Here is a 26,592-nt window from a genome sequence, read left to right as displayed (position 1 = left end):
CGTGGGGCCGCCCGACCGAATTCGCGCGATTGCGACGGGTTCGCGAGAGGCGTCGTTAAGGCGCCCGTGCCTACGCTCGGGAGCGTACCAGGCCGAGGGGGGGACGACGATGCGGCGCAATCAGATCATCGGCGCGACCCTGCTCATCCTGGCGCTCGGCGCGGCGCAGGACGCCGAGGCGCGAGGGCGCGCGGCGCGCGGCGGTTTCCGTGGCGCCACCATCGAGAGGGCCGCCGTGGTCTCCACGGGCAGCATCGCCGCGGCTTCCACCGTCGCTTCCGAGCCCACCTCCGAGCCCACCCCGCGTTCGGTCAAGCCCGTGGCTGTGCCGGCCCCGTCCGCCCGTGAGGTCCGCGCTGCCGATTTTTGGTGTGCCAACCGGCGCGTGGTCGGCACCGGCACGGGGTTCTGCCTCATCAACTGATATCGGATGCGGCGTCCGGCGGCCGTGATGCGGAAACGTGTGCCGGGAGCCAGTTCCCCGAGGACACGCAGGCGTTGCGTGTCGTAGGTTTCGCCACAGTCGATGGATCGACTGTCAGCGATCCGGAGAAGCGACGGTGTCCAGTTCGGAACAGACCACGGCGGAAAGTCCGTCACGCGGAACGCGCCCCTTGCGCATCGCGATGGTCGGCTGGGGTGCCATAGCGCGTCGCGTCGTGCAGCTTCTCGACGAGCGGAGTAGGCCCATCGTCTTGGTCGGGGTCGGCACGCGGACACAGCCTGAAGGGGGCTCTGCCCTGCCCGAAGGTGTGCGCTGGCTGGCCGGGCCCGAGACCCTGGCCGGGGCGCGGATCGACATGGTGATCGAAGCCGCCGGCCGTGACGCGGTGGAACCGTGGGGATCGGCGGCCCTGTGCTACGCGCGCAGCTTCGCCGTGTCCTCGACGAGCGCCTTCTGCGAGGAGGGCGTGCTTGACCGGCTCCTGGCGAGCGCGGAAGCGCACGGAAGTCAGATCCTGGTTCCGACGGGCGCACTCGCCGGGATGGACGCCCTGGCGGCGGCCTCCATCCTGCCCCTCTCCGAGGTGACGCACCGGATCGTGAAACCGCCCCAAGCCTGGTTCGGGACGCCCGCCGAGCGCGCCGTCGATCTGCACGCTCTGAGCCGAGAGACGGTGTTCTTCGAAGGATCGGCGCGGGACGCGGCACGATCGTTTCCGGCCAACGCGAACGTCGCCGTGATCACCGCTCTGGCGGGAATCGGCCTCGACCGTACATTCGTTCAGCTCGTGGCCGACCCCACCGCGTCGGGAAACGGACATCGGCTGCGGGCTAGCGGAGCATTCGGGACGATGGAGATCTGGATCGAGAATCGGCCGCTCGCCACGAATCCGAAATCCTCCGAACTCACCGCCCTCGCCCTGGTGCGAACCATCGAGAGCCGGGTGCTGCCGCTATCCCTCTGATAGCGTCTCCGCTTCGATCAAGCGGAAGACGGTGTCGCTCAGCCCGCGCCGCGCCTGAGCGAAGCCCGAATCCGCCATCCCGAAGGGATCAACCGGATTTGGCATGAAAGCATCACGGGCGCGGATCGTCAGAATTCGGCGCGCCTCGCCTCGAAACGTCACGGCCCACCTTCGGGTAATTTTCAAGCCGGCGCGGCGGGGCCTTGTCTGATGCGCCGCCGGATATTTACCTCTATAAGCCCGGCCAATATCCGCCTTCAGACTTTTCGATCGACCGTAGGTTCACGATGCTCGGTGCCCTCGCCAAGAAGATTTTCGGCTCGTCCAACGACCGGCGCGTGAAGGGCTATCGTCCCCGTGTGGCCGAGATCAACGCCCTGGAGCCGCAGGTCGCCGCGCTCTCGGACGACGAACTGCGCGCCCGCACCGACGGGCTCAAGGCCGAGCTCGCCGCCGGCAAGAGCCTCGACGACATCCTCGTGCCCGCCTTCGCCACCGTGCGCGAGGCGGCCAAGCGCGTGCTCGGGCAGCGCCACTTCGACGTGCAGCTCATCGGCGGCATGGTGCTCCATGAGAGCGGCATCGCCGAGATGCGCACCGGCGAGGGCAAGACCCTGGTGGCGACCCTGCCGGTCTACCTCAACGCGCTGTCCGGCCTCGGCGTCCACGTGGTGACGGTGAACGACTATCTCGCCGCCCGCGACGCGGAGTGGATGGGCCGGGTCTACCGCTTCCTCGGTCTCACCGTCGGCACCATCGTGCACGGGCTCGACGACGGGCAGCGCAAGGAGGCCTACGCGGCCGACATCACCTACGGCACGAACAACGAGTTCGGGTTCGACTACCTGCGCGACAACATGAAGTACGAGCTGTCCCAGCTCTCGCAGCGGGGACACAACTACGCGATCGTCGACGAGGTCGACTCGATCCTCATCGACGAGGCGCGCACCCCGCTCATCATCTCCGGTCCCGTCGACGACCGCTCCGAGCTCTACGTCACCGTCGACGCGCTGATGCCGCATCTCGAGCGCGAGCATTACGACCTCGACGAGAAGCAGCGCACGGTCTCGCTGACCGAGAGCGGCAACGAGTTCGTCGAGGACCTGTTGCGCGGCGCCGACCTCCTGAAGGAGGGCGACCTCTACGACGCGCACAACGTCTCCCTGGTCCACCACGTGAACCTGGCGCTTCGGGCCCACACCCTGTTCACCCTCGACAAGGACTACATCGTCAAGAACGACGAGGTGGTGATCATCGACGAGTTCACCGGCCGCATGATGCAGGGCCGGCGCTACTCGGAAGGGCTGCACCAGGCGCTGGAGGCCAAGGAGCGGGTGACGATCCAGCCCGAGAACCAGACGCTGGCCTCGATCACCTTCCAGAACTACTTCCGCCTCTATTCCAAGCTCGCCGGCATGACGGGCACGGCCTCCACCGAAGCGGACGAGTTCGCCGAGATCTACAAGCTCGAAGTCGTCGACATCCCGACCAACAAGGAGGTCGAGCGCGTCGACGAGGACGACGAGGTCTACCGCACGGTAGACGAGAAGTACGCCGGCATCATCGCCGAGATCGAGAAGGCGCATGCGCGCCACCAGCCGATCCTGGTCGGCACCGGCTCGATCGAGAAGTCGCAGCATCTGGCCGAGCTGCTGGTGAAGTCCGGCTTCCGCCAGCTCGACTACTCGGACCCCAACGCGCTCACGGATGTCTACGCCGCCGCCCGCGAGGGCCGGGTGACGAAGCGCTTCGCCGTGCTCAACGCCCGCTTCCACGAGCAGGAGGCCTACATCGTGGCCGAGGCCGGCGTGCCCGGCGCCATCACCATCGCGACGAACATGGCCGGGCGCGGCACCGACATCAAGCTCGGCGGCAACGTCGAGATGCGCGTCGAGAAGGAACTCGCGGGCGTGCCCGAGGGGGCCGAGCGCGAGGCCGGCATCGCCGCGATCAGGGCCGAGATCGACGAGAACCGGGCCAAGGTGCTGGCCTCCGGCGAGCCGGCCGACCCCGAGGCGGGCCGCAAGAAGGCCCTGCCGGGCGGCCTCTACATCATCGGCACCGAGCGCCACGAATCACGCCGCATCGACAACCAGCTGCGCGGCCGCTCGGGCCGCCAGGGCGATCCCGGCCGCTCGAAGTTCTACCTCTCGCTCCAGGACGACCTGATGCGGATCTTCGGGTCCGACCGCATGGACGGCATGCTGACCCGCCTCGGGCTCGAACAGGGCGAGGCGATCATCCATCCCTGGATCAACAAGGCGATCGAGAAGGCGCAGCAGAAGGTCGAGGCGCGCAACTTCGACATGCGCAAGAACGTGCTCAAGTACGACAACGTCATGAACGACCAGCGCAAGGTCGTGTTCGAGCAGCGCCGCGACTTCATGGGCCAGGAGAGCGTGCGCGAGACCGTGGACGAGATGCGCCACGGCGTGGTCGACGACCTCGTCGCCGTCCACGTGCCCGAGAACGCCTACGCGGAGCAGTGGGACATCGAGGGCCTGCGCGAGCGGGTCGAGACCGTGCTCAACCTCGACGTGCCGGTCGAGGGCTGGGCCAAGGAGGAGGGCATCGCCGACGAGGAGATGCGCGACCGCCTGCGTCAGGCCGCGGACGACGCCTACGCCGCGCGGGTCGAGAAGAACACGCCCGTGATGATGACCTATATCGAGAAGCAGGTGCTCCTGCAGACCCTCGACCATCTCTGGCGCGAGCACCTCGTCACCCTCGATCACCTGCGCCAGGTGGTGGGCTGGCGCGGCGTCGCCCAGCGCGACCCCCTCAACGAGTACAAGTCGGAGGCCTTCGACCTCTTCAACGGCCTCGTCGCATCCCTGCGCGAGCAGGTGACGCAGCAGCTGGCGCGCATCGAGATCATGTATGAGGACAATCCGGCCGACGGGGCCAGCGATCCCTTCGCTCAACCCGGCCTGCCGTCGATGTTCGCCCAGCATCTCGATCCCGTCACGGGCGAGAACGAGATGGACCGGCCCGGGACCGGCAGCGACGGCGGGGCCGGCCCCGCCTACGGCTACGCCGCGCGCGAGATGTCGGCCGAGACCGCCGTGCTGGAGCGCGATCCGCAGGATGCCGCCACCTGGGGCCGCGTCGGGCGCAACGAGCCCTGCCCCTGCGGCTCCGGCAAGAAGTACAAGCACTGCCACGGCACGCTGACGGCCTGACGGATGTCCCGGTCCCCCGGCGAGATCCGCTACGGCATCGAACCCGATCTCGACGCGGCGGAGTTCCGCCGCGTCCTCGTCGAATCGGGCCTCGCCCCGCGCCGGCCCGCCGACGACCTGCCCCGCCTCGCGCTGATGCTGGAGCGGGCCGATCTCGTCGTCACGGCGCGCCGGGACGGCGTCCTCGTGGGGGTGGCGCGCACGCTCACCGACTTCGCCTTCTGCGCCTACCTCTCGGACCTCGCGGTGTGCCGCGCGGCGCAGGGGCTGAAGGTCGGCCAGGGCCTCATCGCCGCCACCCGCGCGGCGGTCGGTCCCCAGGCCTCGCTGCTGCTCACCGCAGCGCCCGACGCCGTCACCTTCTACGACCACATCGGCATGCCGCGCGTGCCCGACGCCTTCCGCTACGACCGCGGGTCCTGATCGGCAAAGGGTCCTGATCCGGCAAAGATCTCGCGCCGTATCTCGTGCTGCCCGAAAACGAACCCATTTGGCCGGCAAGCCTCATGGACAAGCTTGAGGGCGCGGAGCGAGACGGCATGCGGGGATACCGATCGGCGACGACGCTGCCACTCCTGAGCCTGATCCTGGCGGTTCCCGGTCTTGGCGGTTGCAACACCTATGCGCCGACCCCCATGGGCACGGGTTCGACGCTGGCGGCCAAGCCGATCGCCGCCACGGACGAGGAGCGCGACTGTCTCGGCCGGGCGATGTACTTCGAATCGAACCGCAGCGATCCCGAAGGGCTCCTGGCCGTGGGCACGGTGGTGATGAACCGCCTCGAGGCGGCGGCCTTTCCGAACGGCGGCATCTGCGCCGTGGTCGGCCAGCCCCGGCAATTCGCGCCCGGCGTGCTGACGCGGAAGATGGAGGGGAAGGAACTCCAGAAGGTCGCCGAGGTCACGGACGCGGTGCTCGACGGCCAGCGCCACCCGAAGGTCGGCCGGGCCATGTACTTCCACACCGCCGGCCTGCGCTTCCCCTACACCAACATGCACTACGTCGCGGTGGCGGGCGGCAACGCCTTCTACGAGAAGCGAAAAGCCGGCGCCGCCGAGCAGGCCGCGCCGCCGGCGGCGCTGGCCTTCGCCGCCGCCGAGCCGCCCACGGTGCCGGTCATCCCGGTCGCCGCACCCGACCGGACCGCCCCTGTGCCGGCCGAGCCGGCGCCTGCCGTGCGGGCTCCCCCGACGCGGGCCGCCGAGGCGCCCGCCCGGCGCCCGACACCCGTGGTGCGCGCAGCCATGGCCGCGAAGCCGGTCGTGAAAACCGCCGAGACGGCAACGCCCCCGGCGCGGAGCCGCGTCGCCCTGACGCCCGCCGCCCTGGCGCCGATCATCCCCCCGACGGTGCTCAACCTGCCGCGGCCGTGACACGCGGTTCGGCGGACGCCCGCCGCCGCATCGCCCGGGAGCCTCCCGGGCGGACGCCCTAGACCGTGACCTGGGTTCCCACCTCCACCACCCGGCCGGTGGGGATCTGGAAGAAGTCCGTGGCGTCGTTGGCGTTCTTGGCGAGCGTGATGAAGATCCGGTCCTGCCAGAGGGGCATGCCCGAATGGGCGGCCGGGCGGATCGAGCGGCGCGACAGGAAGAACGAGGTCGCCATGATGTCGAACTTGAAGCCCTGCTTGCGCAGCAGCGTCAGGGTCCGGGGGATGTTGGGCGTCTCCATGTAGCCGAACTTCATCACGACCTTGTGGAAGTGCGGGCCGATGGGCTCGATGTGGATGCGGTCGGCCTCCGCGGCGCGGGGCGTGTCCACGGTCTCGACCGTGAGCACCACGTTCTTCTCGTGCAGCACCTTGTTGTGCTTGAGGTTGTGCAGCAGGGCGGCGGGCGCGATGTAGGGGTCGCTCGTCAGGAACACCGCCGTGCCGCGCACGTGGTGGGGCGGGCTCTTCTCCAGCATGCCGACCAGTTCGGTCAGCGGCACGTCGGTCTTGCGGGTCTTGTTGATGAGGATGGCGACGCCGCGCACCCAGGTCCACATCATGACGATGAGCGCGCCCGCGAACAGCAGGGGCACGTAGCCGCCCTCGAACACCTTGAGCATGTTCGACAGGAGGAACAGAAACTCCACCGCCGCGAAGGGCAGGATCGCGAGGCCGGCGGCCCAGGGCGACCATTTCCAGGTCTTCCACAGCACCAGGAAGGCGAGGCTCGCGGTGATCAGCATCGTGCCCGTCACCGCGATGCCGTAGGCCGAGGCGAGCGCCGCCGAGGAGCGGAACAGCACCGCCAGGATCACCACGCCGACCATGAGCAGCGCGTTGATCTGCGGCAAGTAGATCTGCCCGGAATGCGATTCCGAGGTGTGGCGGATCTCGAGGCGCGGCAGCAGGCCGAGCTGGATCGCCTGGCGCGACAGCGAGAAGGCGCCGGTGATGACGGCCTGGCTCGCCGTGACGGTGGCGGCGGTGGCCAGCAGCACCATCGGCAGCAGGCCCCATTCGGGCACGAGCTGGAAGAACGGGTCGGTGGTGTCGGGCTTCGACAGCACCAGGGCCGCCTGACCGAAGTAGTTCAGCACGAGGCAGGGGCCGACCAGGGAGAGCCAGGCGATCTGGATCGGCCGGCGCCCGAAATGGCCGAGGTCGGCGAACAGGGCCTCGGCCCCCGTCACCGCGAGGAACACCGCGCCCAGAGCCACCAGCGCCCCGGTGCCGTGCCCGAGCAGGTAATGCACGGCGTAATAGGGGTTGAGCGCCCAGAACACGTCGGTGTTGGCGACGATGTGGGGCAGGGCGGCGAGCGCCATCGCGGCGAACCAGACCGCCATCACGGGGCCGAAGAACGACGCCACCTTGCTCGTGCCCCGGACCTGGATGAGGAACAGCGGCACGATGATCGCGATGGTGATCGGCAGCACGTAGGAATCGAAGGCGGGGGTGACGAGCTTCAGGCCCTCCACCGCCGAGAGCACCGAGATCGCCGGGGTGATGATGGCGTCGCCGTAGAACAGCGAGGCGCCGAGCAGCCCGAACATGAACACCACGCGCGAGCCGCCGAGCGCGGTGCGGGCGAGCGCCATCAGCGAGAGGATGCCGCCCTCGCCGTTGTTGTCCATCCGCATCAGGATGACGACGTACTTGATGGTAACGATGAGGACGAGCGCCCACAGGATCAGCGAGGCGACGCCCAGCACCTCCTCGCGCAGGAGGATGCCGTCGGCGCGGGCCGAGACCAGGGCCTCCCGGAAGGCGTAGAGGGGGCTCGTCCCGATATCGCCGTAAACGACGCCGATGGAGCCCAGCACCAGGGTCCCCAGGCTCGCGGGGGCGTGGGCACGGGCGGTCTCGTCGGTGGCCGGGGGCGGCGCGCCGGCGCCCTCGGATTTGGCGGCGGGCGCGCTCGAAGTGGCGGATTGCGTCATTCGGCTCGATCGAGGCTCGTGGCGAGCCCAACGTCTCGCGGCGCGGCGGGATGAGCCGCGCGCGGGAACGCCGGGGCCGGTCCCGACTTTGTCGGGCGGCGGGGGACGGTTGCGTTCACGCTATCATGCGGCGCAGCATGCGAGAACGGCAACCTGCATCGAGGTTCCCGTTCTCCATGACGGGTCGTCGCGCCCTGGGGCGGTGTTGCGCCTTGGGGCGATGTTACTCGGCGGCGGTGCGGGTGCCCGCGCCGAAGCGCCGCTCGATGTAATCGGTCACCACGGTCTCGAAATCCTTGGCCAGCGTCGGTCCACGCAGGGTCATGGCCTTCTTGCCGTCGATGAAGACCGGGGCGGTGGGGGTCTCACCCGTGCCCGGCAGCGAGATGCCGATATCGGCGTGCTTCGATTCGCCGGGGCCGTTCACGATGCAGCCCATCACCGCGACGTTGAGGCCCTCGACGCCCGGATAGGCCTTCTTCCACTCCGGCATGGACTTGACGATCCAGTTCTGGATATCGCGGGCGAGTTCCTGGAACGTGGTCGAGGTGGTGCGGCCGCAGCCCGGGCAGGCCGCGACCAGCGGCACGAAGGTCCGGAAGCCCATGGTCTGCAGGAGTTCCTGCGCGGCCTTGACCTCCACGGTGCGGTCGCCGCCCGGCTCGGGGGTGAGCGAGTAGCGGATCGTGTCGCCGATGCCCTCCTGCAGCAGCACGCCGATGGCGGCGGAGGCGGCGACCAGGCCCTTCGAGCCCATGCCGGCCTCGGTCAGGCCGAGATGGATCGCGTAGTCGGAGCGGCGCGCCACCTCGCGATAGACCGCGATGAGGTCCTGCACCGCCGAGACCTTGGCCGAGAGGATGATCTTGTCCTGGGACAGGCCGAGTTCCACGGCGCGGTCGGCCGAGGTCAGGGCCGACTGCACCATGGCCTCGCGCATCACCGCGCGGGCGTCGATGGGCTTGGGCAGCTTCGCGTTCTCGTCCATCAGGTGCGTGAGCAGCGCCTCGTCGAGGGAGCCCCAGTTCGCGCCGATGCGCACGGTCTTGCCGTAGCGGACCGCCTGCTCGATGATCGTCGAGAACTGCGTATCCTTCTTCTCCTTGAAGCCGACATTGCCCGGATTGATCCGGTACTTCGCCAGCGCCTCGGCGCAGGCCGGGTGGTCGGAGAGGAGCTTGTGTCCGATGTAGTGGAAGTCGCCCACCAGCGGCACGTGCACGCCGATGCGGTCGAGGCGCTCGCGGATCTTGGGCACGGCGGCGGCGGCCTCGTCGCGGTCGACGGTGATGCGCACGAGTTCCGAGCCGGCCCGGGCGAGCTGGGCCACCTGCGCCACGGTGCCGTCGATGTCGGCGGTGTCGGTGTTGGTCATCGACTGGACGACGATCGGCGCGCCGCCGCCCACCGTCACGGCCCCTTCGCCCGACCCGATGGTGACGCCGACGGTGCGGTGCCGGGGGCTGGGTCCTGCGATCTCGGGGCCGGTGCCGCGGATCGGATTGGCGGGGGTCGCGTCCATGGTGTCCATCGTTGACTGTGCGCTCCGAGGAACGTCCGCCGGTGACCGGAGGCCGTCGAGCGGGCCGGTCCGGGCCGGGTGGCGGCGTTCCGATGCCGCGAGTGATACGCCCTCGATCGTTTAGCTGAGATGACGGCGGGCGGGCGTCAAGCCCGCTGCGTCACCGGGCGGCCCGGACGGCGCAGCGACTGCAGGAATCGTATTCGACACTCCCATGTCCCATCCGGGCGGCGATGTCGAGTTGACGGGGCCTCGCGAGGGGGGAGGCGAGGGGCAGAGCTGCGTGGCGGACAGGGAACCGCTGCATCGTCTCGCCTGTTTGTGACCTTGCCGCATCATATATTGCAGTGCAGCATAAAATTCAGGAGACCCGCATGCTCGATCCGCACCAGGAACCGCCGGTCGATTCGCTCATCGACGTTCCGGTCGAGCACGACCTGCCGATGCAGCCGTCCGCCGCGACCCGCGTCATGGCCGGGCCGCGCGCGGAGAAGACCGTGGCGCTGGCGCTCCAGGGGGGCGGTGCGCACGGGGCCTTCACCTGGGGCGTGCTCGACGCGCTGATCGAGGACGGGCGCCTCGGCTTCGAGGCGATCACGGGGGCAAGCGCCGGGGCCATGAACGCCGTCGTGATGGTGGATGGCTGGCTGGAGGACGGACCCGAGGGGGCCCGCCGGGCGCTGGCGCGGTTCTGGCGCGAGGTCAGCCTCGACGGGGATTTCTGGCCGGCGCAGCGGCGCGCCTTCAGCGGCCTGTTCGAGTTCTGGTCGAACAACCCCGTCGCGGAGTTCTGGAGCCGGGCCCTGAAGACCAGCCCCTACACGTCGAATCCGCTGAACTACAATCCCCTGCGCAAGGTGCTGGCCGCCCAGGTCGATTTCGAGCGGCTGCGCGCGGCTAAGACGGCGGCTTTGTTCGTCTCCGCCACCAATGTCTGGACGGGCAAGCTCGCGGTGTTCGAGCGCGAGGCGCTCAACGTCGACCACCTGATGGCCTCGGCCTGCCTGCCCACCGTGTTCCAGGCGGTCGAGATCGACGGCGTGCCGTACTGGGACGGCGGCTACCTCGGAAACCCGCCGCTCTATCCGCTCTATCGCGGCGCCGAGACCCGCGACATCGTCCTGGTGCAGATCAATCCGGTGGAGCGCCGCGAGACCCCGCGCACGCCGCAGGAGATCCAGGACCGCCTCAACGAGATCACCTTCAACGCCAACCTGATGCGGGAACTGCGCGCCATCGATTTCGTCGATCACCTCATCGCGGAGGGCGTGCTCGGCCGGGGGCAGTACCAGTCCCAGTACGTCCACCGGATCGACGGCACCGGCGCCCTCGACGATTACCAGGCCTCCTCGCGGCTCGATGCCCGCTGGCGGGTGTTCGAGCGCCTGCGCGACAAGGGCCGGGTTGCCGCGCAGGGCTGGATCGCGGAGAATTACGACCAGATCGGCCGGACCTGCACCCTCGACCTCGAGGCCACCTATCGCTGAGGCGACGACCGGCCGAATATGCCCGCGCGGCGCGGGATTAAACCGGGGGGTTCGGCCGTTGACCTATCCATGACGACCGAAACCAGCCGGCCCGGCCCCACCGCCATCGTCGATCTCCTCGTGCCCCTGCGGCGCTACGCGCGGGCCTTGACCCGCGACACGCTCCGGGCCGACGACCTCGTGCACGATGCCCTGGTGCGTGCCCTCGAATCGGGACAGGCCGCGCGCCCGAACACCAACCTGCGCACCTGGATGATGACGGTCCTGCACAACGTCTTCATCGACGAGCAGCGCCGCAAGCGCGTCGAGGCCCGCCACGCCGACACCCTGGTGCAGATGAGCGAGGAGGTGACGCCGCCCTCGCAGGAGGCGCAGGTTCGCCTCGCCCAGATCCGCAAGGCCTTCCTCACCCTGCCGGAGGAGCAGCGCGCCGCGCTCCACCTCGTCACCCTCGAGGGCATGGCCTACGCGGATGCGGCCGCCGTTCTGGGCATTCCCATCGGCACCCTGATGTCGCGCCTCGGCCGGGGTCGCGCCGCCCTGAGGGCGTTCGAGGAGGGCGCGCGCTCCGGCGAGCGACCGGGCGGCAGTGTCGCCGACCGCCGCCAGCACCTCGCCGCTGAGCGGCCGCGCCTGCGCCTCGTCGCGCAAGACGAGGACGCTGCGTCACCGCCGTTCGGCCGGGCCGTCGGCGACACCTGATTTCCACGAATTCGGGGAGGATCGGTGCCGATCCATCCCACAGCGCGGCCGGGACTCCTTGTCCGGGGACGCGCCCCCTGTATCCGGACCGGAGCCGACGCCATGGAACCGACAGCGATGATCGACCCGATCACCGAGACCGACCTCACCGCCTACGTGGATGGGCAGCTCGACGGCTTGCGCCGTCTCGACGTCGAGGCGCACCTGGCGCGCCAGCCCGAGACCGCCGCGCTGATCATGGCCGAGCTGCATGGCCGCGACGCCCTGCGCCAAGCCTTCGCGGCCCTGCCGGGGCCCGGCCCCGAGCGCAACCGCGCCGCCGCGCGCAGGCTCGACCGGACTCTGGCCTGGCGCCGGTTCGGCGACCGTCTGCGCCGGGCCGCCGTCATCGCCCTGCTGGTCGGCACGGGCTGGCTCGCGCATTCCGACGGACCCTTCCTCGGCGTGGCCGACACCTTCGCCTCGCCCGTCGACCCCGCTTTGGTGGCCGATGCCCGCCATGCCCGCGAGGTCGCCCAGGTCCGCGCGCGCATCGCTTCGCAGCGCACGGTCGTGGCGTCCTACGACCGCGACGGCATCGCGGCGGCGACCGGGATCGCTCTGCCGGACCTGCCCAAGGACTGGACCGTGCGCGATGTCCAGATCGTGCCCGCCCGCAATGGCGCCGGCGTCGAGGTGATGATCGACGCTGGCGATCTCGGCGAGGTCTCGCTCTTCGCCACGCGCGGCTCGGAGACGGATGCCGCGCCGAGCCTTATCACGAGCCCGGGCGACGGCGAGACCGCCTACTGGACCGCCGCCCGCACGGCCTATGCCCTGAGCGGCGGCCGCGACCATGCGGGGATCGAAGACGCGGCGCGTCGCTTGGCCGGTCACCGCGCGACGAAGCTCTAGAGGGTCATCGCGGGACCCCGATCCGGCCATATCGGCGGATCGTGCTTCGGCTCGGAAGGAAAGATCGGGTCGGGCGGTGTTCAGGTTGCGCGTGCCATACGCCTGTCGCGTGGGAACCGTAGACTCACGAGGCACTTGCTCTTTGCCGACCCTCTGATTTCGAGACGCCGATGGCCCGCCTGTCCCTCGTCCTGACCCTCCTCGCCGCCACGCCCCTGGCCGCGCTGGCACAGGACGGGCCGCAGAAGCCGGCCTCCGCGCCCGCGGTGGGCACAACGCCCCTGACGCCGGGCAAGCCGGCGCGCTCACCCTATCTCAGCGATGCCCAGGCGCCCGACACGGTGGCGATCCTGGGTGCCCCGCCGCGCGGGCAATCGGCGGCGGAGGCCGCCGACAAGGCCGCGTTCAACGCCACGCGTGCCCTCAAGGGCGGGCCGCGCTGGGCGCTGGCCACCACCGACGTGGCGGACGGCGCTTCGGCGATCCTCGACGATTTCGCCTGCGTCATCGGCCAGCGCATCGACCAGTCGCGGGCGCCCGCCCTCATGACCCTGCTGGAACGCACGCGCCTCGACATCGCCCACGGCACGCGTGGGCCGAAACTACACTATCGCCGCCTGCGTCCCTTCGTGGGCAACGACGCGGAAATCTGCGTGATGCGCACCGCCGAGCTCGGGAATGCCTTCAGCTTTCCGTCGAGCCACGCGGCCCAGGCCTGGACCTACGCGGCGATCATGGCCGCGCTGATGCCCGAGAAGGCGACGCAGTTCTTCGTCCGCGCCCGGTCCTACGGCGAGAGCCGCATCGTCTGCGGCCTGCACTGGGCCAGCGATATCGAGGCTGGCCGCACCACCGCCACCGCCGTCTACGCCGCCCTGCAGGGCGATGCGGGCTTCCGCGCCGACATGGAAAAGGCCCGCGTCGAACTGGGCAAGCTCGTCGCCAGCGGCGGCATGGCACCGGATCAGGCCGTCTGCGCCCGCGAGGAAGCCGCCGCGCGCGAGCCCGTTCTCTAGCCTCCCACATCGTTCGGTGAAGATACCCCGTCGGGGGGGGCGACCGCGCGCCGGGCGGCGGCGTCGGACCATGCCGACCACCGATCCGTCCTGGGACATGCCGAACGGCCCTGCGGTGTCCGCCGGGCCGTTCGTTCGGGTTTTCCCGTGAAACGTTAACGGTGTTTCTTCACGCCTTGGGGCCTGCTCCGGCCTGGCCGCGCTTGCGCCGTCGGGTCAGCATGTTCAGCCCCTCCACACCGGCCGAGAAGGCCATGGCGGTGTAGATGTAGCCCTTCGGCACGTGCGCTCCGAAGCCTTCCGCGATCAGCGTCATGCCAATCATGATGAGGAAGCCCAGGGCCAGCATCACCACCGTCGGGTTCGCGGCGATGAAGCGCGAGAGCGGGTCGGCCGCCAGCAGCATCACGGTCACGGCCGTGACCACGGCGATCACCATGATGGGCACGTGCTCGGTCATGCCCACCGCCGTGATGATGCTGTCGATCGAGAAGACGAGGTCGAGCACGAGGATCTGGCCGATCGCCGCCGCGAAGCCGAGGCCCGCCTTGCCGGCTGCCGTGCCGCTCGCCTCCGGCTCGGGGTCGACGGCGTGGTGGATTTCCTTCGTGGCCTTCCAGAGCAGGAACAGGCCGCCGGCGATGAGGATCAGGTCGCGCCAGGAGAAGCCCTTGCCCAGCACGGTGAGGACCGGCTGCGTCAGGGCGACGATGTAGGCGATGGTGGCCAGGAGCCCCAGGCGCAGCACCAGGGCGAGGCCGATGCCGATGCGCCGCGCCTTCTGCTGGTGCTCCGGCGGCAGCTTGTTGGTGAGGATCGAGATGAAGATGAGGTTGTCGATGCCGAGCACGACCTCCATCACCACCAGGGTGGCGAGCGCCGCCCAGGCGGTGGGATCGCTGGCGAGTTGAAGCAGGCTGTCCACGTTGGCCTCGTTGCGGTGGTCGTGGGCCGCCCGGCGACGCGGGGCGTCGGAGCTGGCCCGAGAGAGGTTGAGGGGGGCGGCGCCCGCGCTGGGCGCCGCGCGTCAGGCGGATTCGGGGGGACCGCTCGCCACGACGCCGGGACGCTCGGCCGGAGCCGGGCTGAAGATCCGCACCGCCTCGGGCAGGACCTTGAAATGGGCCGGCGTGTAGGTGGACAATTCGCCGTCGGTGTTCACCGGGCGCGGCTTCTTCGTCTTCACCACGATCTCGGTGGTGCTGAAGGCGCGCACGTCGGCGGCCTTGCCCTGGGTGCCCTTGCGCAGGGCCGGCAGCAGCATCAGCAGGCGCCACCAATGGGCGACCTCCAGGCTGTAGAAGTCGAGCTTGCCGTCGTCGACGGTGGCCGTCTCCTCCACCGTCATGCCGCCGCCGTAATGACGCCCGTTGCCCACCGAGACCTGGATGGTGCGCACCGTCTCGGTCTGTCCGTCATGCTCGATATAGACCGTGAAGGGCCGCATCCGCCGCAGGACGCGGATGGCCGCGATGCCGTAGCCGAGGGTGCCCCAGGTCTTCTTCGATTCCGCCGTGAGGTCTCCGGCGAGGTCGGCCGAGAAGCCGATGCTGGCGACGTTGAAGTAGTAGTGCCCGTTGACGCAGCCGAGATCGGCGGGCCGCGCCTCCTCGGTGGTGATGAGGCGCGCGGCCTCCAACGGATCCAGCGGCAGGCCGAGCGAGCGGGCGAGATCGTTGGCGGTGCCGAGCGGCAGGATGCCGAGCGGCAGCCTGGTCTCGACCAGGGCGGGGGCCGCCGCGTTCAGCGTGCCGTCGCCGCCCCCGAGGATGACGAGGTCGCAGCCCTTCGCGTGACGCTTGATCACGGCTGTGCAATCGGCGCTGCCCTCCGGCTCGAAGGGCTCAATGCCGCCCGCGCGCAGGATGCCGCGCACGGCGTCGAGGGAGAAGCCGCCGTTCCGGGCGTTCGGGTTGACGAGGAGGAGCGCTTTGCGCGGCGCGTCCTGGGGGGAACCGCTCATCGCTGGGCCTCGCCCGAGCGGGGGCGGACGGGGGGATCACGAGGTACCATGAGGTCTTGAAACCCTCCGGTGCGTTCGCGCCGCGTCAGCGCAAAGGCATGGAAGGGTCCGACATCACGGTCAACGCCTCGACCGCCAGAGGGGCCCGGACCCGAACCACAAGGTGGGTTCAGGCTTGGCGATGACAAGGGCTTGGCCATGACAAGGGCCGCGCTCGCGTGTCCGCGCCGCGATGGCGAGCCCGCCCGCGCCACACGGACCCGTTATTCCCGCACTCCCTCCACACCCCGCGCGCATCCCGCGCCGATTCAGGGAAACTTAGCGAGCCCAGGCGACGTTTCCCCCCGGTCGAACGGTCCGACGCCCCCGCTTTTCCGAAACCCGGCCGCGACCCCGGTGATGTGCCATGCGCCACGGCTCAAGCTTCGACGGTGTCCGCCTCCTCCGCTCGACCGCCCTGGTCGGTGTCCTCCTGACGGCGGGCGCCGCGCAGGCGCAGACCCGCCCGGGCTGGGTCGATCCGCCGGCGCGCCAGCCGGCGCAGGGCGAGGCGCCGGCCCCCGCCAATCGTGGGGCCAAGCCGGCCGCCGAGGTGCCGGCTGGATCCCTCGCCGAAACCCCGCCCGTCCAGGAAACCTCACCGGCCCAGGAGACGGCCAAGGCGGAGCGGACGCCGATGGCCTCGCCCCGTCGCCGCACGGCCGCGCCGCGCGAAGCCCCGGAGCGCCTGCGGGTTCGCCCCCGCATCGCACGGACACCCGCGATGGTGGCGCCTCCGGTCGCGCAATCCGAGGCGCGTTTTCCCGAATGGGCCGCCGCCGCCACGCGCCTGACCGACAACTACCTCGACAGCGTCTCGAGTTCCGGCGACGCCATGGTCGCGGCCGCACCCCGGTTCTATGCCGAGCGCGTCCAGTTCCACGGCCGGACCCTGTCGCTCGCCGCCCTGATGGCCGAGAAGCGTCGCTTCGTCCGGCGCTGGCCCGAGCGGCGCTACGAGGTGCAGGGCGGCGCCACCCGCACCGCCTGCAACGCGCCCACCGCGACCTGCATCGTGCGCACGACCTTCGATTTCCGGGCCGACAACGCCGCGCGCGGCGCCCGCTCGCAGGGCGTTTCCGAATTGACCCTGACCATCAGCTTCGCGGGGCCGCGCCCGGTCATCGTCGCCGAGTCGAGCCGCGTTCTGCGCCGCTATGGCGCCGGGCCGTTGAGCGCTATAGCGGGGGCCCAGCGCGGTGCCTGAGGCGAGCCCGCCGCGCGCGCCACGTCTTCTCGTCCGGAGTTCCCCGCGTCTTGGTTGAACGGAATTCACCCCCGCAGGCGTCGGACGCGCCGTTGCGGGACGAGACACGGCAGAGCCAGACAGGGCAAGGCCAGACAGGGCAGCCCGGATCCTCGTCGGAGCGCGACGCCCTGCGGGCACGGATCGCCGCGGCGATCGAGAGCCAGGGCGTCTACCCCGTGGCGCGGCGGACCCTCGCCCTCCTGGCGGAGGCCGCCGTCGAGCCTTCTCCGGAGGCTCCCTTCCATCGCGTGATCGACCGGACCAGGGCCCCGCGCCTGGTCGACGATGCCGAGGGCCGGACGGTGCCGATGGACATCGACGCCCTGTTCGCCGAACTGCGCGAGCGGCATCCGGCCCTGTTCCTGCCGCCCCCGCCCGAACCGGAGCCGGAACCCGAGCCGCCGCCGGTCCCGACCGAGGATTTCAGGGCGGCGACCGCGCGCTTCGTCGGGGCGCAGTCGGTCCTGGCCCGCTCCCTGGCGGCGCGCTCCGCGACGCGTGGGCGGGCGCTCGTCGGGTCCGTCTCCGACCGCTGGGCGGCGTTTCGCGCGCGTCGCCAGGAGCGGCGCGTTCGAGCGCAGTCCAGCCCGGTGGCACCGGAGAGCGACGTCGTGCCGGGCCGCGTCCGCGCGGGTGCGCGCAGCGCCACCGGCTATGCCCGCGGCCGGATCGCCGACACCGCCTCGCGCCTGCGCGAGGTCGCGCGCGACCGCAATGTCCTGCGCGACGTCCTGTCCCGCCGGGCGCTGCCCCTCGGGCTCGGAGCGGTAGCCCTCGTGGCCCTCCTGGCGCTCGTCAGCGGCCGGGGCAACCGTGAGGAGGAGGTCCCGGCGCCCGAGGCGCAGGGCCAAACGCAGAGCCAGCCATCGGCCTCCGCCGCCAACCCCTCCGCCGCGAACCCGCCGCCGAGCGCACCGGACATGAGCCCGGCGGCGCCGGAGGAAAGTCCGGTCAAGCCCGCCCGCACCAACGAGATCACCGGCCCGGTCGAGGTCATCGACACCGCCACCCTGCGGGTCGGCGGCAAGCTGGTCCGGCTGTTCGGGGTCGAGTGGGTGCGCGGCGGGCAGGCCGACGAACTCACCCGCTACCTCGCCGGCCGCACCGTGACCTGCCAGCCCGTGGCCGGCAGCGAGGCCCGGCTCTGCGCGGTGGACGGGCGCGACCTGTCGGAGGTGGTGCTGTTCAACGGGGGCGGACGCGCCTCTCCGGAGGCCACGCCCGACCTCGTGGCCGCCGAGGACCACGCCCGGGCCGAGCGCCTCGGCGTCTGGGCCCGGTAGAACGCTCCGACGACCCTTGCGCCGACCCGTCCCGCCGGTCTCAATGCTGGCGTGGATGTTGGCCGGCGTGGATTTTGGCCGACGGGATCGGGGGGGGCGAGGCATGGATCTGTCGGTGGGGGTCAGCGTCGCGGCGGTGGTGCTCGTCGTGCTCGTAGTGGTCACGCTCGCCATCGGCATCAACATCGTGCCGCAGGGGCACGTCTACACGGTGGAGCGCTTCGGCAAGTACCATCGCAGCCTGGAATCCGGGCTCGGCCTCATCGCGCCCTACATCGAGCGGATCGGCCGGCGCGTGAACGTGATGGAGCAGGTCATCGACGTGCCGAGCCAGGAGGCCTTCACCCGGGACAATGCCGGCGTGCGGATCGACGCCGTGGTGTTCTACCAGGTGCTCGACGCAGCGCGGGCCTCCTACGAGGTCTCGAAGCTCGAGGTCGCGGTGATGACCCTGACCATGACGAACATCCGCACCGTGGTCGGCTCGATGGACCTCGACCAGCTCCTCTCGCATCGCGACGAGATCAACGAGCGCCTGCTGCGGGTGATGGATGCGGCGGCCTCGCCCTGGGGCGTGAAGATGACCCGCATCGAGATCAAGGACATCGTGCCTCCCGCCGACCTCGCCGGCGCCATGGCCCGCCAGATGAAGGCCGAGCGCGAGAAGCGCGCCTCCGTGCTGGAGGCGGAGGGACACCGGCAGGCGGAGATCCTGCGCGCCGAGGGGCGCAAGCAGTCGGCCATCCTGGAGGCGGAAGGGCGCAGGGAGGCGGCCTTCCGCGACGCGGAGGCGCGCGAGCGCGGGGCCGAGGCCGAGGCGCGGGCGACCCAGCTCGTCAGCGAGGCCATCGCCAAGGGCGACATCGCGGCGGCGAATTTCCTCGTGGCCGAGAAGTACGTGGAGGCGGTCAAAGCCATCGCCACGGCCCCGAACCAGCGCGTGGTGGTGGTGCCGATCGAGGCGGCCGCGCTCGCCGGCACCCTCGGGGGCATCGCGGAGATCACCCGCAGCGTCTTCGGCGAGGGCGCGCCGCCGCGCAAGAGCGCCGGCCTGCCCCCGAACCTGGGGGGAAGCGCGCGATGATCGCGTCGTTCGTCGAGACGATCGGGCCCGCCTGGACCTGGATCCTGATCGGCCTCGTGCTGATGGGGACGGAACTCGTCGCGTCGGGCGTGTTCCTGATCTGGCTCGGCCTCGCGGCCCTGGTCACGGGCCTGCAGATCCTGCTCGTGCCGATGCCCTGGCAGGGCCAGATCCTGCTGTTCGGCGGGCTCTCGGTCGCCTTCGCGGTGGTGGCGAGCCGCCGGGCCAAGGCGGGTCCGAACGCCCTGAACCAGGGCGCGCGGGGGCTGGTGGGGCGGGATTACCCGCTCGCGGCGCCGATCGTGGCCGGCGAGGGCCGCATCCGCGTCAACGACACGCTCTGGCGCGTCACGGGACCGGACGCGCCGCTCGGATCGCGGGTGCGGGTGACCGGGGTGGAGGGCACGCTGCTCACGGTGGTGGCGCTTTAAGGCCGTTGTCCTGGGCTTCCGCGGGCGCCGGCTCTCCGGTCAGGCCATCGGCGTACCAGCGCCAGCGGGCCTTCCGGCACCAGTGCCGCCGGCCCGCGGCATCGACGATGTAGCCGGCGACGAGCGCGTCCGGATCCTGTCCGGCCAGGAAGCAGGCCTCGCGGGCCATGTCCGCCATATGCAGACGATCCCAGAGTGATTGTCCCATCGCCATCCTCACCCGGGGCCCTACCCGAACGCACCGACCTCGTGCTGGATCATACCCGAGATCTCGCGCACCCGCAGGAAGCCGCGCCGGATCGGCTCGAACAGCGTCTTGTGCTCGGCCTCGTAGGTGCCGACGTCGCGCGGGCCGGCGGGTTCGCCGAAGTTCAGGCCCAGCGTCGGGTCCGGGGTGATCGGGAAGATGTCCTCGAGGAGGGTGAGGCAACCGTCGATGTCGAGGCGCAGGAAGCGCTCGATCAGCGCCTCGCGGGTCACCCCCGATTGCGGCCGGAACCCCGGGATGTGGACGGCGAGGAACCAGATCCGGTGGATCAGCGCGAGCCGGATCGCGTGCAGCAGGGTCAGGCGCGCCGACATCCGGCCGAGATCGGGAGCGGCCACCCGCAGGCTCAGCCAGTCGCAGGTGAGGCGCCCGAACAGGTGGCGCAGGTCGGGGGCGAGGCGCAGCCGGTCGAGGGCGTTGGCGATGACCACGAGTTCCTCGCGCCGGCCGTCGCGCTGGGTGCGCCGCGCGCGCTCCAGCCACACCGCCGGGTCGAGGGTGTCGATATAGGCGCGCAGCACGTCGAGGTCGCTGACGGCGGCCGCGTGCTGGGCGAGGCGGAAGGAGCGCGAGAAGCGCACGGAATCCCGCCGCATGTCCCGGAACAGGTCCGGGGCCCGGCCGGCGGCGCGGCCCACCCCGTGCAGCGAATTGGCGAGGAAGCCGAGCTGCTGCAGGATCGCGTTGTTCGGGATCGCCCGCATCTGGCGCGGATGGGTGATCATGGTCGGCCCGCCGCCATCGGTCTGGCGCGCCACGGGGCGGGAGCCGGTGCGGTCGAGGAGGCTCGGCCCGAAGGTGCCGAGCAGGGCGGCGTAGCCGGGATCGTCCACCAGCGCCTCCATGTCCTGGCGCACCACGGTGAAGAACTCGGCGGCGAAGTCGGGCTCGGCGTAGATGGGGTCGTCGGTCTCGTCGGCTCCGCTCGCCGGATCGGACAGCACGTAATCGGCGAAGCTGTCGTCGTCGGCCACATCGAGGGCGAAGACGTGCTCGGCGATACGCTCCACCGTCGCCTGCGCGAGCGGCAGGGTGCCGAACATGAGGTAGCCGTCCGAGCCCTGGAAGCTCGATTCGAGGCGCACCCGGATGCCCGCCGCCCGGTTGCGGCGGCGCGCATCCTCGGGGGCGAGATAGGCGAGGCGGTCGCGCAGGGAGGTCGGGTGCGCCCCCCGGCCGATGGATTCGCCGTGCGTGTCGAAGATCGCGAGCTCGACCCCCGTGAGGTCGTTCTGCACCATCAGCTCGGTGATGCGCAGGCGCAGGCGCTCGATCCAGAAGCTCGCGGCGAGCTGGCCGACGTAGCGCCCGGAATCCGAGTAGCCGAACTGCACGGTGAGCCGGCCGATGCGCTTCAGGTATTGCCGCCAGTGCGGGTTGCGCAGGGCGTCGTCGAGGACGCGCACGCCCTGCTCCAGGGCGCTCGCGGTCTCGAACAGCGGCGTGATCTCGACCTTGTCGGCGATGCCGTAGTGGCGGGCCAGCCAGAGGGCGGCGAGCAGGGTGTAGCCGGTCTCGGTCTCGGCGATGAGAAAGCGCACGGGATGCGTGCCGTCCACGTGCTTGAGGATCTGGGTGATCGTCATCATCAGCCGGGCGGCCGACGCCCGCTCGGCGGCGAGCGCGCCGAAATCCACGTCCACCGCCCGCACGTCGTTGAGCAGGGCGTGGATGGTGGCGAGGTGCGAGCGGCGTTGCGCGGCGTCCGTGGGCTCGCCTTCCAGATCGGTGACGCGGCGCACCGCGTTGTGGACCTGGCTGGCGTTGAGCCGGAAGTGCGGCAGGGCGTTCGAGAGGCCGTGGGTGGCGATGCCGGAGCGCAGCAGCGCGACGCTGCGCCGGTCGGCCTCGGATTCGAGGCCTCCGATCGCCCCCGCGAGACCGGCCAGGATCGCGCTGGAATCGGTCTGCGCCCGCTCGCGCTCGATGATCAGCGCCAGCGCGAAGCGATGCACCGCCTCGAGGGACGGCTTCGTGCCGAGGCGGGGCGCGACGGCGAGCTGGCGGTTCACGGCGGCGAGCGCGTCGGCCGTGAGGTCGCGCACCACCTTCGTGCCCGGCACCTGGGGCAGCTGGCGCATCACCCGGTCGAGCTGCATCCGCTTCGATTCGAGGCGGTAGCGCAGGGTGTCCCACCAGCCGATATCGGTGCGCCCGTCCGTGTCGCAGCCGACCCAGCTCGCGATGGCGAACGGCTTGGGCACGAGTTCGGTCCAGCGGTCGGGCCAGCGGGCGCGGGCGGCGTCGAGGAGGGCGGCGTTGAAGGCGTCGACGGCGGTGCGGCCGTGATTGGCGGCGATGCAGGCCTGGTCGAACTCGTCGTCGAGGCTGATCTTGGGGTCGGGCCGGGTCGAGAGGTCGGCGGCGCGCGCCACCAGCGCCGCGCGGGGGGCCGCCTCGGCCGTGGTCGCGGCCTCCGCGATCAGCGCGGCGACGGCGCGCGGCATGCCGAAGGTCGGGTGGGCCGTGAACACCACGGCGAACCCGGTGCGGCCGACGAGGTCGCGGAAGGTCTCGAAAGCGCCCTGGCGCTCCGGCACCGCCGCCACGAGCCGCGCCGCCATCCGGGTGTCGGCCGCCGCGGCCGCGTCCCGGTCGAGGCCCACATAGGCGCGCAGGCGCTCGGCGCGCGCGGCCAAGGCCTGCGCCCGCAGCCGGGGGAACAGGGCGTCGAGGTCGTCCTCGCCGATCTCGCCCCGGTCGAAGCGCCGGGTGATCGCCAGCGTCACCGCCAGGACGGGATTGCGGAACGGGTCCTCCGCCGCCTGCTCGCGGGACTCCTCGATCAGCGTCAGAAGATCCTGCTCCAGGCCCTCCGCCCCGCCGGGCGGGCGATCCGGTTCCTGAGCTGCATCGGCCGTCTTGAGGTCATGCATGCGCATCGATCGACCTTGGTATGCGTGAGCGGGCACGGACGGCGCCCGTGGCGAGGCGCGGACGTCGTTCGGGCGTCGGACCTTCGGCTGCTTCGCGATCCGCCGCGTGGCGGCCCGGAGCACCCGCTTCTGACATCCGTGTGCGAAGACGCAAAGACCGTTCCGAGTCCCGGCGCGGGCGACGCCTCGAAAAATGCGGCGTCGGGAAAGGATGCAACGCGGGGCATCCTGGGCTAACCCTGGCCCCGGCATGGAAACCATCCTGATCCTGGGCGCCCTGGCGGCCCTCCTGTTCTCCGGCCTCATGGTGGCCACGCTCCTGGGCCGGGCGCGCCGGCCGGAGCTGCGCATGGCGCGCGAGGTCGATCTCATCGAGGAGGCCGACGGGGAGGAGACGCTGATCCGCAGCCTGGAGCCGGTGCCCGCCTCTCCGATCGACCGCACGGCGCCGGTCCTGGAGATCGAGCCGACGCGGCATCCGGAGCCCCGGCTCCTGCCGGAAGGCCGGAACCAGGACCGGCGAGACCACGAGGAGACGCGCTGATGGTGCATCCGCGCACGCGCCGGTGGGCCGTTCTGCTGCCGGTCGCCCTGCTGCTGGCGATCGAGCCCGGGCGGGCCCAATCCCCCGAGCCGGCGCCGGAGGCCGAGGCGCCGGTGGTCCCGGCGCCGAAGACGCGGCCGCCCCCGCGCAAGCCGAAGCCGAAGCCGAAGCCCGCCGAGGCGGCACCCACGGCCGCGCCCGCGCCGGCCCCGGTCGTCGCCACGCCCCCCGCTTCGAGGCCGGCACCCGCCCCGATGCCGGCGGCGAACCTGCCCGGCCTCACGGTGCTGTGCGAGGCCAAGGCCGCGCATTACGAGGGGCCGAAGGATTTCGCGGTCTGGGTCACCCGCACGGGCGCCATCGTGGTCGAGAATCCCCTGCGCCCGCTCACGCCGGAGACGACGCGCGTGCTCCAGGTGGTCATCGCCGGCAAGGCCGCCACCGCCTATGGGCCGGACCTGTTCGCCCTGCGCCGGGGCGGCAGCCCGGCCGCGCTGGAGGCGATGCTGGGCGGTCCGGTCCGCTGGGACGCCGTCCCGACGGCCCTGCCCGATACGCTCAACATCGTTTCCGACACCGGCCAGAGCCTGGCTCAGCTCGGCTTTCAAGAATGCGGCGAGGCCCCCGCCGTGCGGAGCGCGCCCGTCGCCCAGGGCAAGGCGAAGGGCGCGGCCAAGGGTGCGGCGGCGGATTCCCGCAGGCCGGGGGCCCGCGCCAAGGCGGCCAGCCCGGATGCCGGTGCCAAGGCCCCCCTCGGGCTCCACCTGCCGCAAGGAGTCATCCCATGATGCCGCGCGAGGGCGTTCGCCGATGAGTGCCGGGTTTCAGAGCCAAGGACATGGACAAGGGCATGGATTGACCGCCGCCGAGGTGATCGCTCGCCTCGGTCTCGCCCCGCATCCGGAGGGCGGCCATTACCGCGAGACGTTTCGCGATCCGAGGCAGGTCGACGGCCGCTCGGTCGGCAGCGCGATCTATTACCTGCTCGACGTCGGTGAAGTTTCGGAGTGGCACCGGGTCGATGCCGCCGAGATCTGGCACTGGCACGCGGGCGCGCCCCTCGTCCTCACGGTCAGCCCCAACGGGCACGATGCCGGCGCGGCCTATCTCGGCCCGGACCTGACGCGCGGGCAGCAGCCGCAGATCGTGGTTCCGGCCGGCCATTGGCAGACCGCCACCAGCCTCGGCGCCTGGACCCTCGTCGGCTGCACGGTCTCGCCGGCCTTCGAGTTCGCGGGGTTCGAGATGGCGCCGCCGGACTGGCGCCCGATGCCCCGGACCTGACGCGCTGAACCGCGTCACCGCGCCGGACCTGTCGCTCAGCGGGCATCCGCGCGCGAGGCGCGAACCGCCACGCCCGCACCGAGCACGATGAGCGCGCAGGCAAGTCCCAGGGTCGGGCTCGGGCGGGCATAGCCACCCGCCACCAGGGTGAGGGTGGAGAGGATGGGGGCGGCGTAGGCGGCGACGCCGAGGAGGCGAAGGTCGCCCCGCTTCACGCCGATGTCCCAGAGGTAGAAGGCGGCGCCCACCGGGCCGAGGCCGAGGGCGAGAACGGCGCTCCATTGCCCGGCGCCCTCCGGCCAGAGGGTCGTCTCGAAGGCCGCGTGACAGGCGAGGCTGAGGATGGCGGCGGCGAGGCAGAAGCCCGCGACCGCATCCGTCGGCACCGCGCCGACCCGTGACGACAGCACCGAATAGCCCGACCAGACGAAGGCGGCCGCCAGCGCGGCGAGGTAGCCGGGCATCGCCCCGGCGGCGACGTCGAGGGTCCCGCGCCCGGCGAACAGGGCAACGACGCCGGCGAGCCCGAGGGCCGCGCCCCCGAGATGCCCGGCGCGCAGACCGGCCGCACCGGGCAATTGCGCCGACAGCAGCACGATGAGGAGCGGCCAGAGATAGTTGATCAAACCGGCTTCCGCCGGTGGCGCGAGCCGGAGCGCTGCGAAGTAGAGGGCATGGTAGCCGAACAGGCCGCCGACGCCGAGGAGCCAGACCGGCCAGGGCTGGCGCAGCGCTCGGATTCCCGCCGGTCGCGCGATCCAGCTCGCGCAACCGAGGAGCCCTCCGACGGCGAAGGTCATCGCCGCCAGCTGGAACGCCGGCACCGCGCCCGACAGGGCCGTCAACAGGGCGAGCAGCGACCACAGCAGGATCGCGCAGAAGCCGAGGAGGGTCGCGATGGACATGGGAGGGGCCGAGCGGAGAGGAGCGGCGGCCCGTGTCACACGGGCTCCTGCCCGATGGCAATGGACGGATGCGGAAAGGCTGCGCGACGTCCCGCACCGGGATGTCGGCGTGACGGGGGCCGACTGGCCGGCGATCCACGACGATCGACACCGATTGCGCGGCGTCGAACGAGGGACGCGGCCCCCCGAGGGGAGCCGCGCGGGAAGCCGGATCAGGCGATGTACTGGGCGCCGTTGATCGTCAGGGTCGAGCCGGTGATGAAGCCTGAATCCTCGGCCGCGAGGTATTCCACTGCGCGGGCGATCTCCTCGGCCTCGCCGAGGCGGCCCACCGGAATCGTCGAGATGATCTTGTTGCGCACGTCCTCCGGCACCGCCATCACCATGTCGGTGGCGATGTAGCCGGGCGCGATCACGTTGACGGTGATGCCCTTCGAGGCGCTCTCCTGGGCCAGTGCCTTGGCGAAGCCGATCACGCCGGCCTTGGCCGCTGAGTAGTTGGTCTGGCCGATCTGGCCCTTCTGGCCGTTGATCGACGAGATCAGGATGATGCGGCCGAAGCCCCGGTTGCGCATGCCCTCGATGACGGGCCGGGTGACCGTGAAGGCCGAGTCGAGGTTGGTCTTGATGACCGCCTGCCACTTCTCGAAGGTCATCTTGTGGAACAGGCCGTCGCGGGTGATGCCGGCATTGTTCACCAGGACGTCGACCGGGCCGACCTCGGCCTCGACGGCCTTGATGCCGGCCTCGCAGGCGGCGTAGTCGCCGACATCGAACTTGAAGACCGGGATGCCGGTCTCGGCCTTGAAGGCGTTGGCGGCCTCGTCGTTGCCGCCGTAATTGGCCGCGACCTTGTAGCCCTTGGCCTTGAGGCCCTGCGAGATGGCGGCGCCGATGCCGCGGGTGCCGCCAGTGACGAGTGCGACGCGTTCCTGAGCCATGCTTTCCTCCACAATTCTTGGTTTTTTGGATTTTCGTCGGTGTGCCGTCACCCACGGCCTTAGCGGCCGTCCGGGTGCGCGCGCGACCGATTTAAATTTGCGGCGCCGTCAAGTTTTCTCGATGCGGCGCCGCAATCC

24 protein-coding genes are annotated in these 26,592 nt (G+C 71.0%); 16 read left to right on the top strand and 8 right to left on the bottom strand.

All coding sequences use genetic code 11. The annotated features are described in order from the left end of the window. Window positions 1-109: 109 nt before the first annotated feature. The 5 genes from MKK54_RS07930 to MKK54_RS07910 all read left to right on the top strand — a co-directional run bounded on the left by MKK54_RS07930 (window position 110) and on the right by MKK54_RS07910 (window position 5,964). Window positions 110-424 carry a hypothetical protein gene (locus tag MKK54_RS07930; RefSeq protein ID WP_244010244.1) on the top strand — a complete coding sequence of 105 codons (315 nt, stop codon included), beginning with the start codon at window positions 110-112 and terminating at the stop codon, window positions 422-424. 136 nt (window positions 425-560) lie between these two features. Next, window positions 561-1,409, top strand: a complete 849-nt coding sequence (locus MKK54_RS07925; RefSeq protein ID WP_244010243.1) for an aspartate dehydrogenase — start codon at window positions 561-563, stop codon at window positions 1,407-1,409. Window positions 1,410-1,696: 287 nt separating this feature from the next. Continuing rightward, window positions 1,697-4,591: a preprotein translocase subunit SecA gene (gene secA, locus MKK54_RS07920; protein ID WP_244010242.1), complete on the top strand. Its 2,895-nt coding sequence runs from the start codon at window positions 1,697-1,699 to the stop codon at window positions 4,589-4,591. 3 nt (window positions 4,592-4,594) lie between these two features. Beyond that, complete coding sequence (locus MKK54_RS07915; protein ID WP_244010241.1) at window positions 4,595-5,014, top strand: GNAT family N-acetyltransferase; 420 nt, start codon at window positions 4,595-4,597, stop codon at window positions 5,012-5,014. A 116-nt stretch (window positions 5,015-5,130) separates the two neighbouring features. Then, the gene (locus tag MKK54_RS07910; RefSeq protein ID WP_409564145.1) at window positions 5,131-5,964 is read left to right on the top strand and encodes a cell wall hydrolase; all 834 of its coding nucleotides are present in this window, start codon (window positions 5,131-5,133) and stop codon (window positions 5,962-5,964) included. Between the two features lie 58 nt (window positions 5,965-6,022). Here MKK54_RS07910 and MKK54_RS07905 read toward each other — a convergent pair whose 3' ends face one another. After that, window positions 6,023-7,966 (bottom strand): potassium transporter Kup, encoded by a 1,944-nt coding sequence (locus MKK54_RS07905; protein ID WP_244010240.1) that lies wholly within the window; start codon window positions 7,964-7,966, stop codon window positions 6,023-6,025. Window positions 7,967-8,189: 223 nt separating this feature from the next. Continuing rightward, the gene (gene ispG, locus MKK54_RS07900) at window positions 8,190-9,497 is read right to left on the bottom strand and encodes a flavodoxin-dependent (E)-4-hydroxy-3-methylbut-2-enyl-diphosphate synthase (RefSeq protein ID WP_244010239.1); all 1,308 of its coding nucleotides are present in this window, start codon (window positions 9,495-9,497) and stop codon (window positions 8,190-8,192) included. A 365-nt stretch (window positions 9,498-9,862) separates the two neighbouring features. Here ispG and MKK54_RS07895 point away from each other — a divergent pair, with 365 nt between their 5' ends. The 4 genes from MKK54_RS07895 (at window position 9,863) to MKK54_RS07880 (ending at window position 13,587) form a co-directional block, all read left to right on the top strand. Continuing rightward, window positions 9,863-10,975 carry a patatin-like phospholipase family protein gene (locus MKK54_RS07895; protein ID WP_244010238.1) on the top strand — a complete coding sequence of 371 codons (1,113 nt, stop codon included), beginning with the start codon at window positions 9,863-9,865 and terminating at the stop codon, window positions 10,973-10,975. A gap of 69 nt (window positions 10,976-11,044) precedes the next feature. Next, the gene (locus MKK54_RS07890; RefSeq protein WP_244010237.1) at window positions 11,045-11,677 is read left to right on the top strand and encodes a sigma-70 family RNA polymerase sigma factor; all 633 of its coding nucleotides are present in this window, start codon (window positions 11,045-11,047) and stop codon (window positions 11,675-11,677) included. A 102-nt stretch (window positions 11,678-11,779) separates the two neighbouring features. Beyond that, window positions 11,780-12,571: an anti-sigma factor family protein gene (locus tag MKK54_RS07885; RefSeq protein WP_244010236.1), complete on the top strand. Its 792-nt coding sequence runs from the start codon at window positions 11,780-11,782 to the stop codon at window positions 12,569-12,571. A 170-nt stretch (window positions 12,572-12,741) separates the two neighbouring features. Beyond that, window positions 12,742-13,587: an acid phosphatase gene (locus tag MKK54_RS07880; RefSeq protein WP_244010235.1), complete on the top strand. Its 846-nt coding sequence runs from the start codon at window positions 12,742-12,744 to the stop codon at window positions 13,585-13,587. A 169-nt stretch (window positions 13,588-13,756) separates the two neighbouring features. Here the strand turns inward: MKK54_RS07880 and MKK54_RS07875 are convergent, their stop codons facing one another. Beyond that, window positions 13,757-14,512, bottom strand: a complete 756-nt coding sequence (locus MKK54_RS07875; RefSeq protein WP_244010234.1) for a TerC family protein — start codon at window positions 14,510-14,512, stop codon at window positions 13,757-13,759. 102 nt (window positions 14,513-14,614) lie between these two features. Then, a complete protein-coding gene (locus MKK54_RS07870; protein ID WP_244010233.1) occupies window positions 14,615-15,550 on the bottom strand; it encodes a lipid kinase in 936 nt (311 codons plus the stop codon). A 406-nt stretch (window positions 15,551-15,956) separates the two neighbouring features. On the opposite strand from MKK54_RS07870, the gene MKK54_RS07865 reads away from it, so the two are divergent. The 4 genes from MKK54_RS07865 to MKK54_RS07850 all read left to right on the top strand — a co-directional run bounded on the left by MKK54_RS07865 (window position 15,957) and on the right by MKK54_RS07850 (window position 19,636). Then, complete coding sequence (locus tag MKK54_RS07865) at window positions 15,957-16,796, top strand: hypothetical protein (protein ID WP_244010232.1); 840 nt, start codon at window positions 15,957-15,959, stop codon at window positions 16,794-16,796. A 92-nt stretch (window positions 16,797-16,888) separates the two neighbouring features. Next, window positions 16,889-18,121, top strand: coding sequence for a hypothetical protein (locus MKK54_RS07860; protein ID WP_244010231.1), 1,233 nt, complete (start codon window positions 16,889-16,891; stop codon window positions 18,119-18,121). 103 nt (window positions 18,122-18,224) lie between these two features. After that, window positions 18,225-19,205, top strand: coding sequence for an SPFH domain-containing protein (locus MKK54_RS07855; RefSeq protein WP_244010230.1), 981 nt, complete (start codon window positions 18,225-18,227; stop codon window positions 19,203-19,205). Beyond that, window positions 19,202-19,636 (top strand): NfeD family protein, encoded by a 435-nt coding sequence (locus MKK54_RS07850; protein ID WP_244010229.1) that lies wholly within the window; start codon window positions 19,202-19,204, stop codon window positions 19,634-19,636. The genes MKK54_RS07855 and MKK54_RS07850 overlap by 4 nt, the downstream gene beginning before the upstream one ends. Here MKK54_RS07850 and MKK54_RS07845 read toward each other — a convergent pair. Both MKK54_RS07845 and MKK54_RS07840 read right to left on the bottom strand, forming a co-directional pair. Continuing rightward, window positions 19,617-19,814, bottom strand: a complete 198-nt coding sequence (locus tag MKK54_RS07845) for a hypothetical protein (protein WP_244010228.1) — start codon at window positions 19,812-19,814, stop codon at window positions 19,617-19,619. The two genes, MKK54_RS07850 and MKK54_RS07845, sit on opposite strands and share 20 nt — an antisense overlap. Window positions 19,815-19,864: 50 nt before the next feature. Next, complete coding sequence (locus MKK54_RS07840; RefSeq protein WP_244010227.1) at window positions 19,865-22,780, bottom strand: phosphoenolpyruvate carboxylase; 2,916 nt, start codon at window positions 22,778-22,780, stop codon at window positions 19,865-19,867. A gap of 250 nt (window positions 22,781-23,030) precedes the next feature. Between MKK54_RS07840 and MKK54_RS07835 the strand changes: the two genes are divergently transcribed. Genes MKK54_RS07835 through MKK54_RS07825 form a run of 3 tightly spaced genes read left to right on the top strand, consistent with a single transcriptional unit; the run spans window position 23,031 to window position 24,608 of the window. Continuing rightward, a complete protein-coding gene (locus tag MKK54_RS07835; protein WP_244010226.1) occupies window positions 23,031-23,324 on the top strand; it encodes a hypothetical protein in 294 nt (97 codons plus the stop codon). Further along, entirely contained in the window at window positions 23,324-24,112 is a 789-nt protein-coding gene (locus tag MKK54_RS07830) for a hypothetical protein (RefSeq protein ID WP_244010225.1), read from the top strand. The genes MKK54_RS07835 and MKK54_RS07830 overlap by 1 nt, the downstream gene beginning before the upstream one ends. Window positions 24,113-24,134: 22 nt before the next feature. Continuing rightward, a complete protein-coding gene (locus MKK54_RS07825) occupies window positions 24,135-24,608 on the top strand; it encodes a cupin domain-containing protein (protein WP_409564144.1) in 474 nt (157 codons plus the stop codon). 35 nt (window positions 24,609-24,643) lie between these two features. Here MKK54_RS07825 and MKK54_RS07820 read toward each other — a convergent pair whose 3' ends face one another. After that, entirely contained in the window at window positions 24,644-25,513 is an 870-nt protein-coding gene (locus tag MKK54_RS07820; RefSeq protein ID WP_244010223.1) for a DMT family transporter, read from the bottom strand. Between the two features lie 212 nt (window positions 25,514-25,725). After that, window positions 25,726-26,454: an acetoacetyl-CoA reductase gene (gene phbB, locus MKK54_RS07815; protein ID WP_244010222.1), complete on the bottom strand. Its 729-nt coding sequence runs from the start codon at window positions 26,452-26,454 to the stop codon at window positions 25,726-25,728. Window positions 26,455-26,592 lie beyond the last annotated feature (138 nt).

Source organism: Methylobacterium sp. J-068 (assembly GCF_022829445.1).
Taxonomy (GTDB): Bacteria; Pseudomonadota; Alphaproteobacteria; order Rhizobiales; family Beijerinckiaceae; genus Methylobacterium.
The sequence above is the reverse complement of the archived record's forward strand: the minus strand, read 5'-3'. Positions and strand labels throughout refer to the sequence as shown.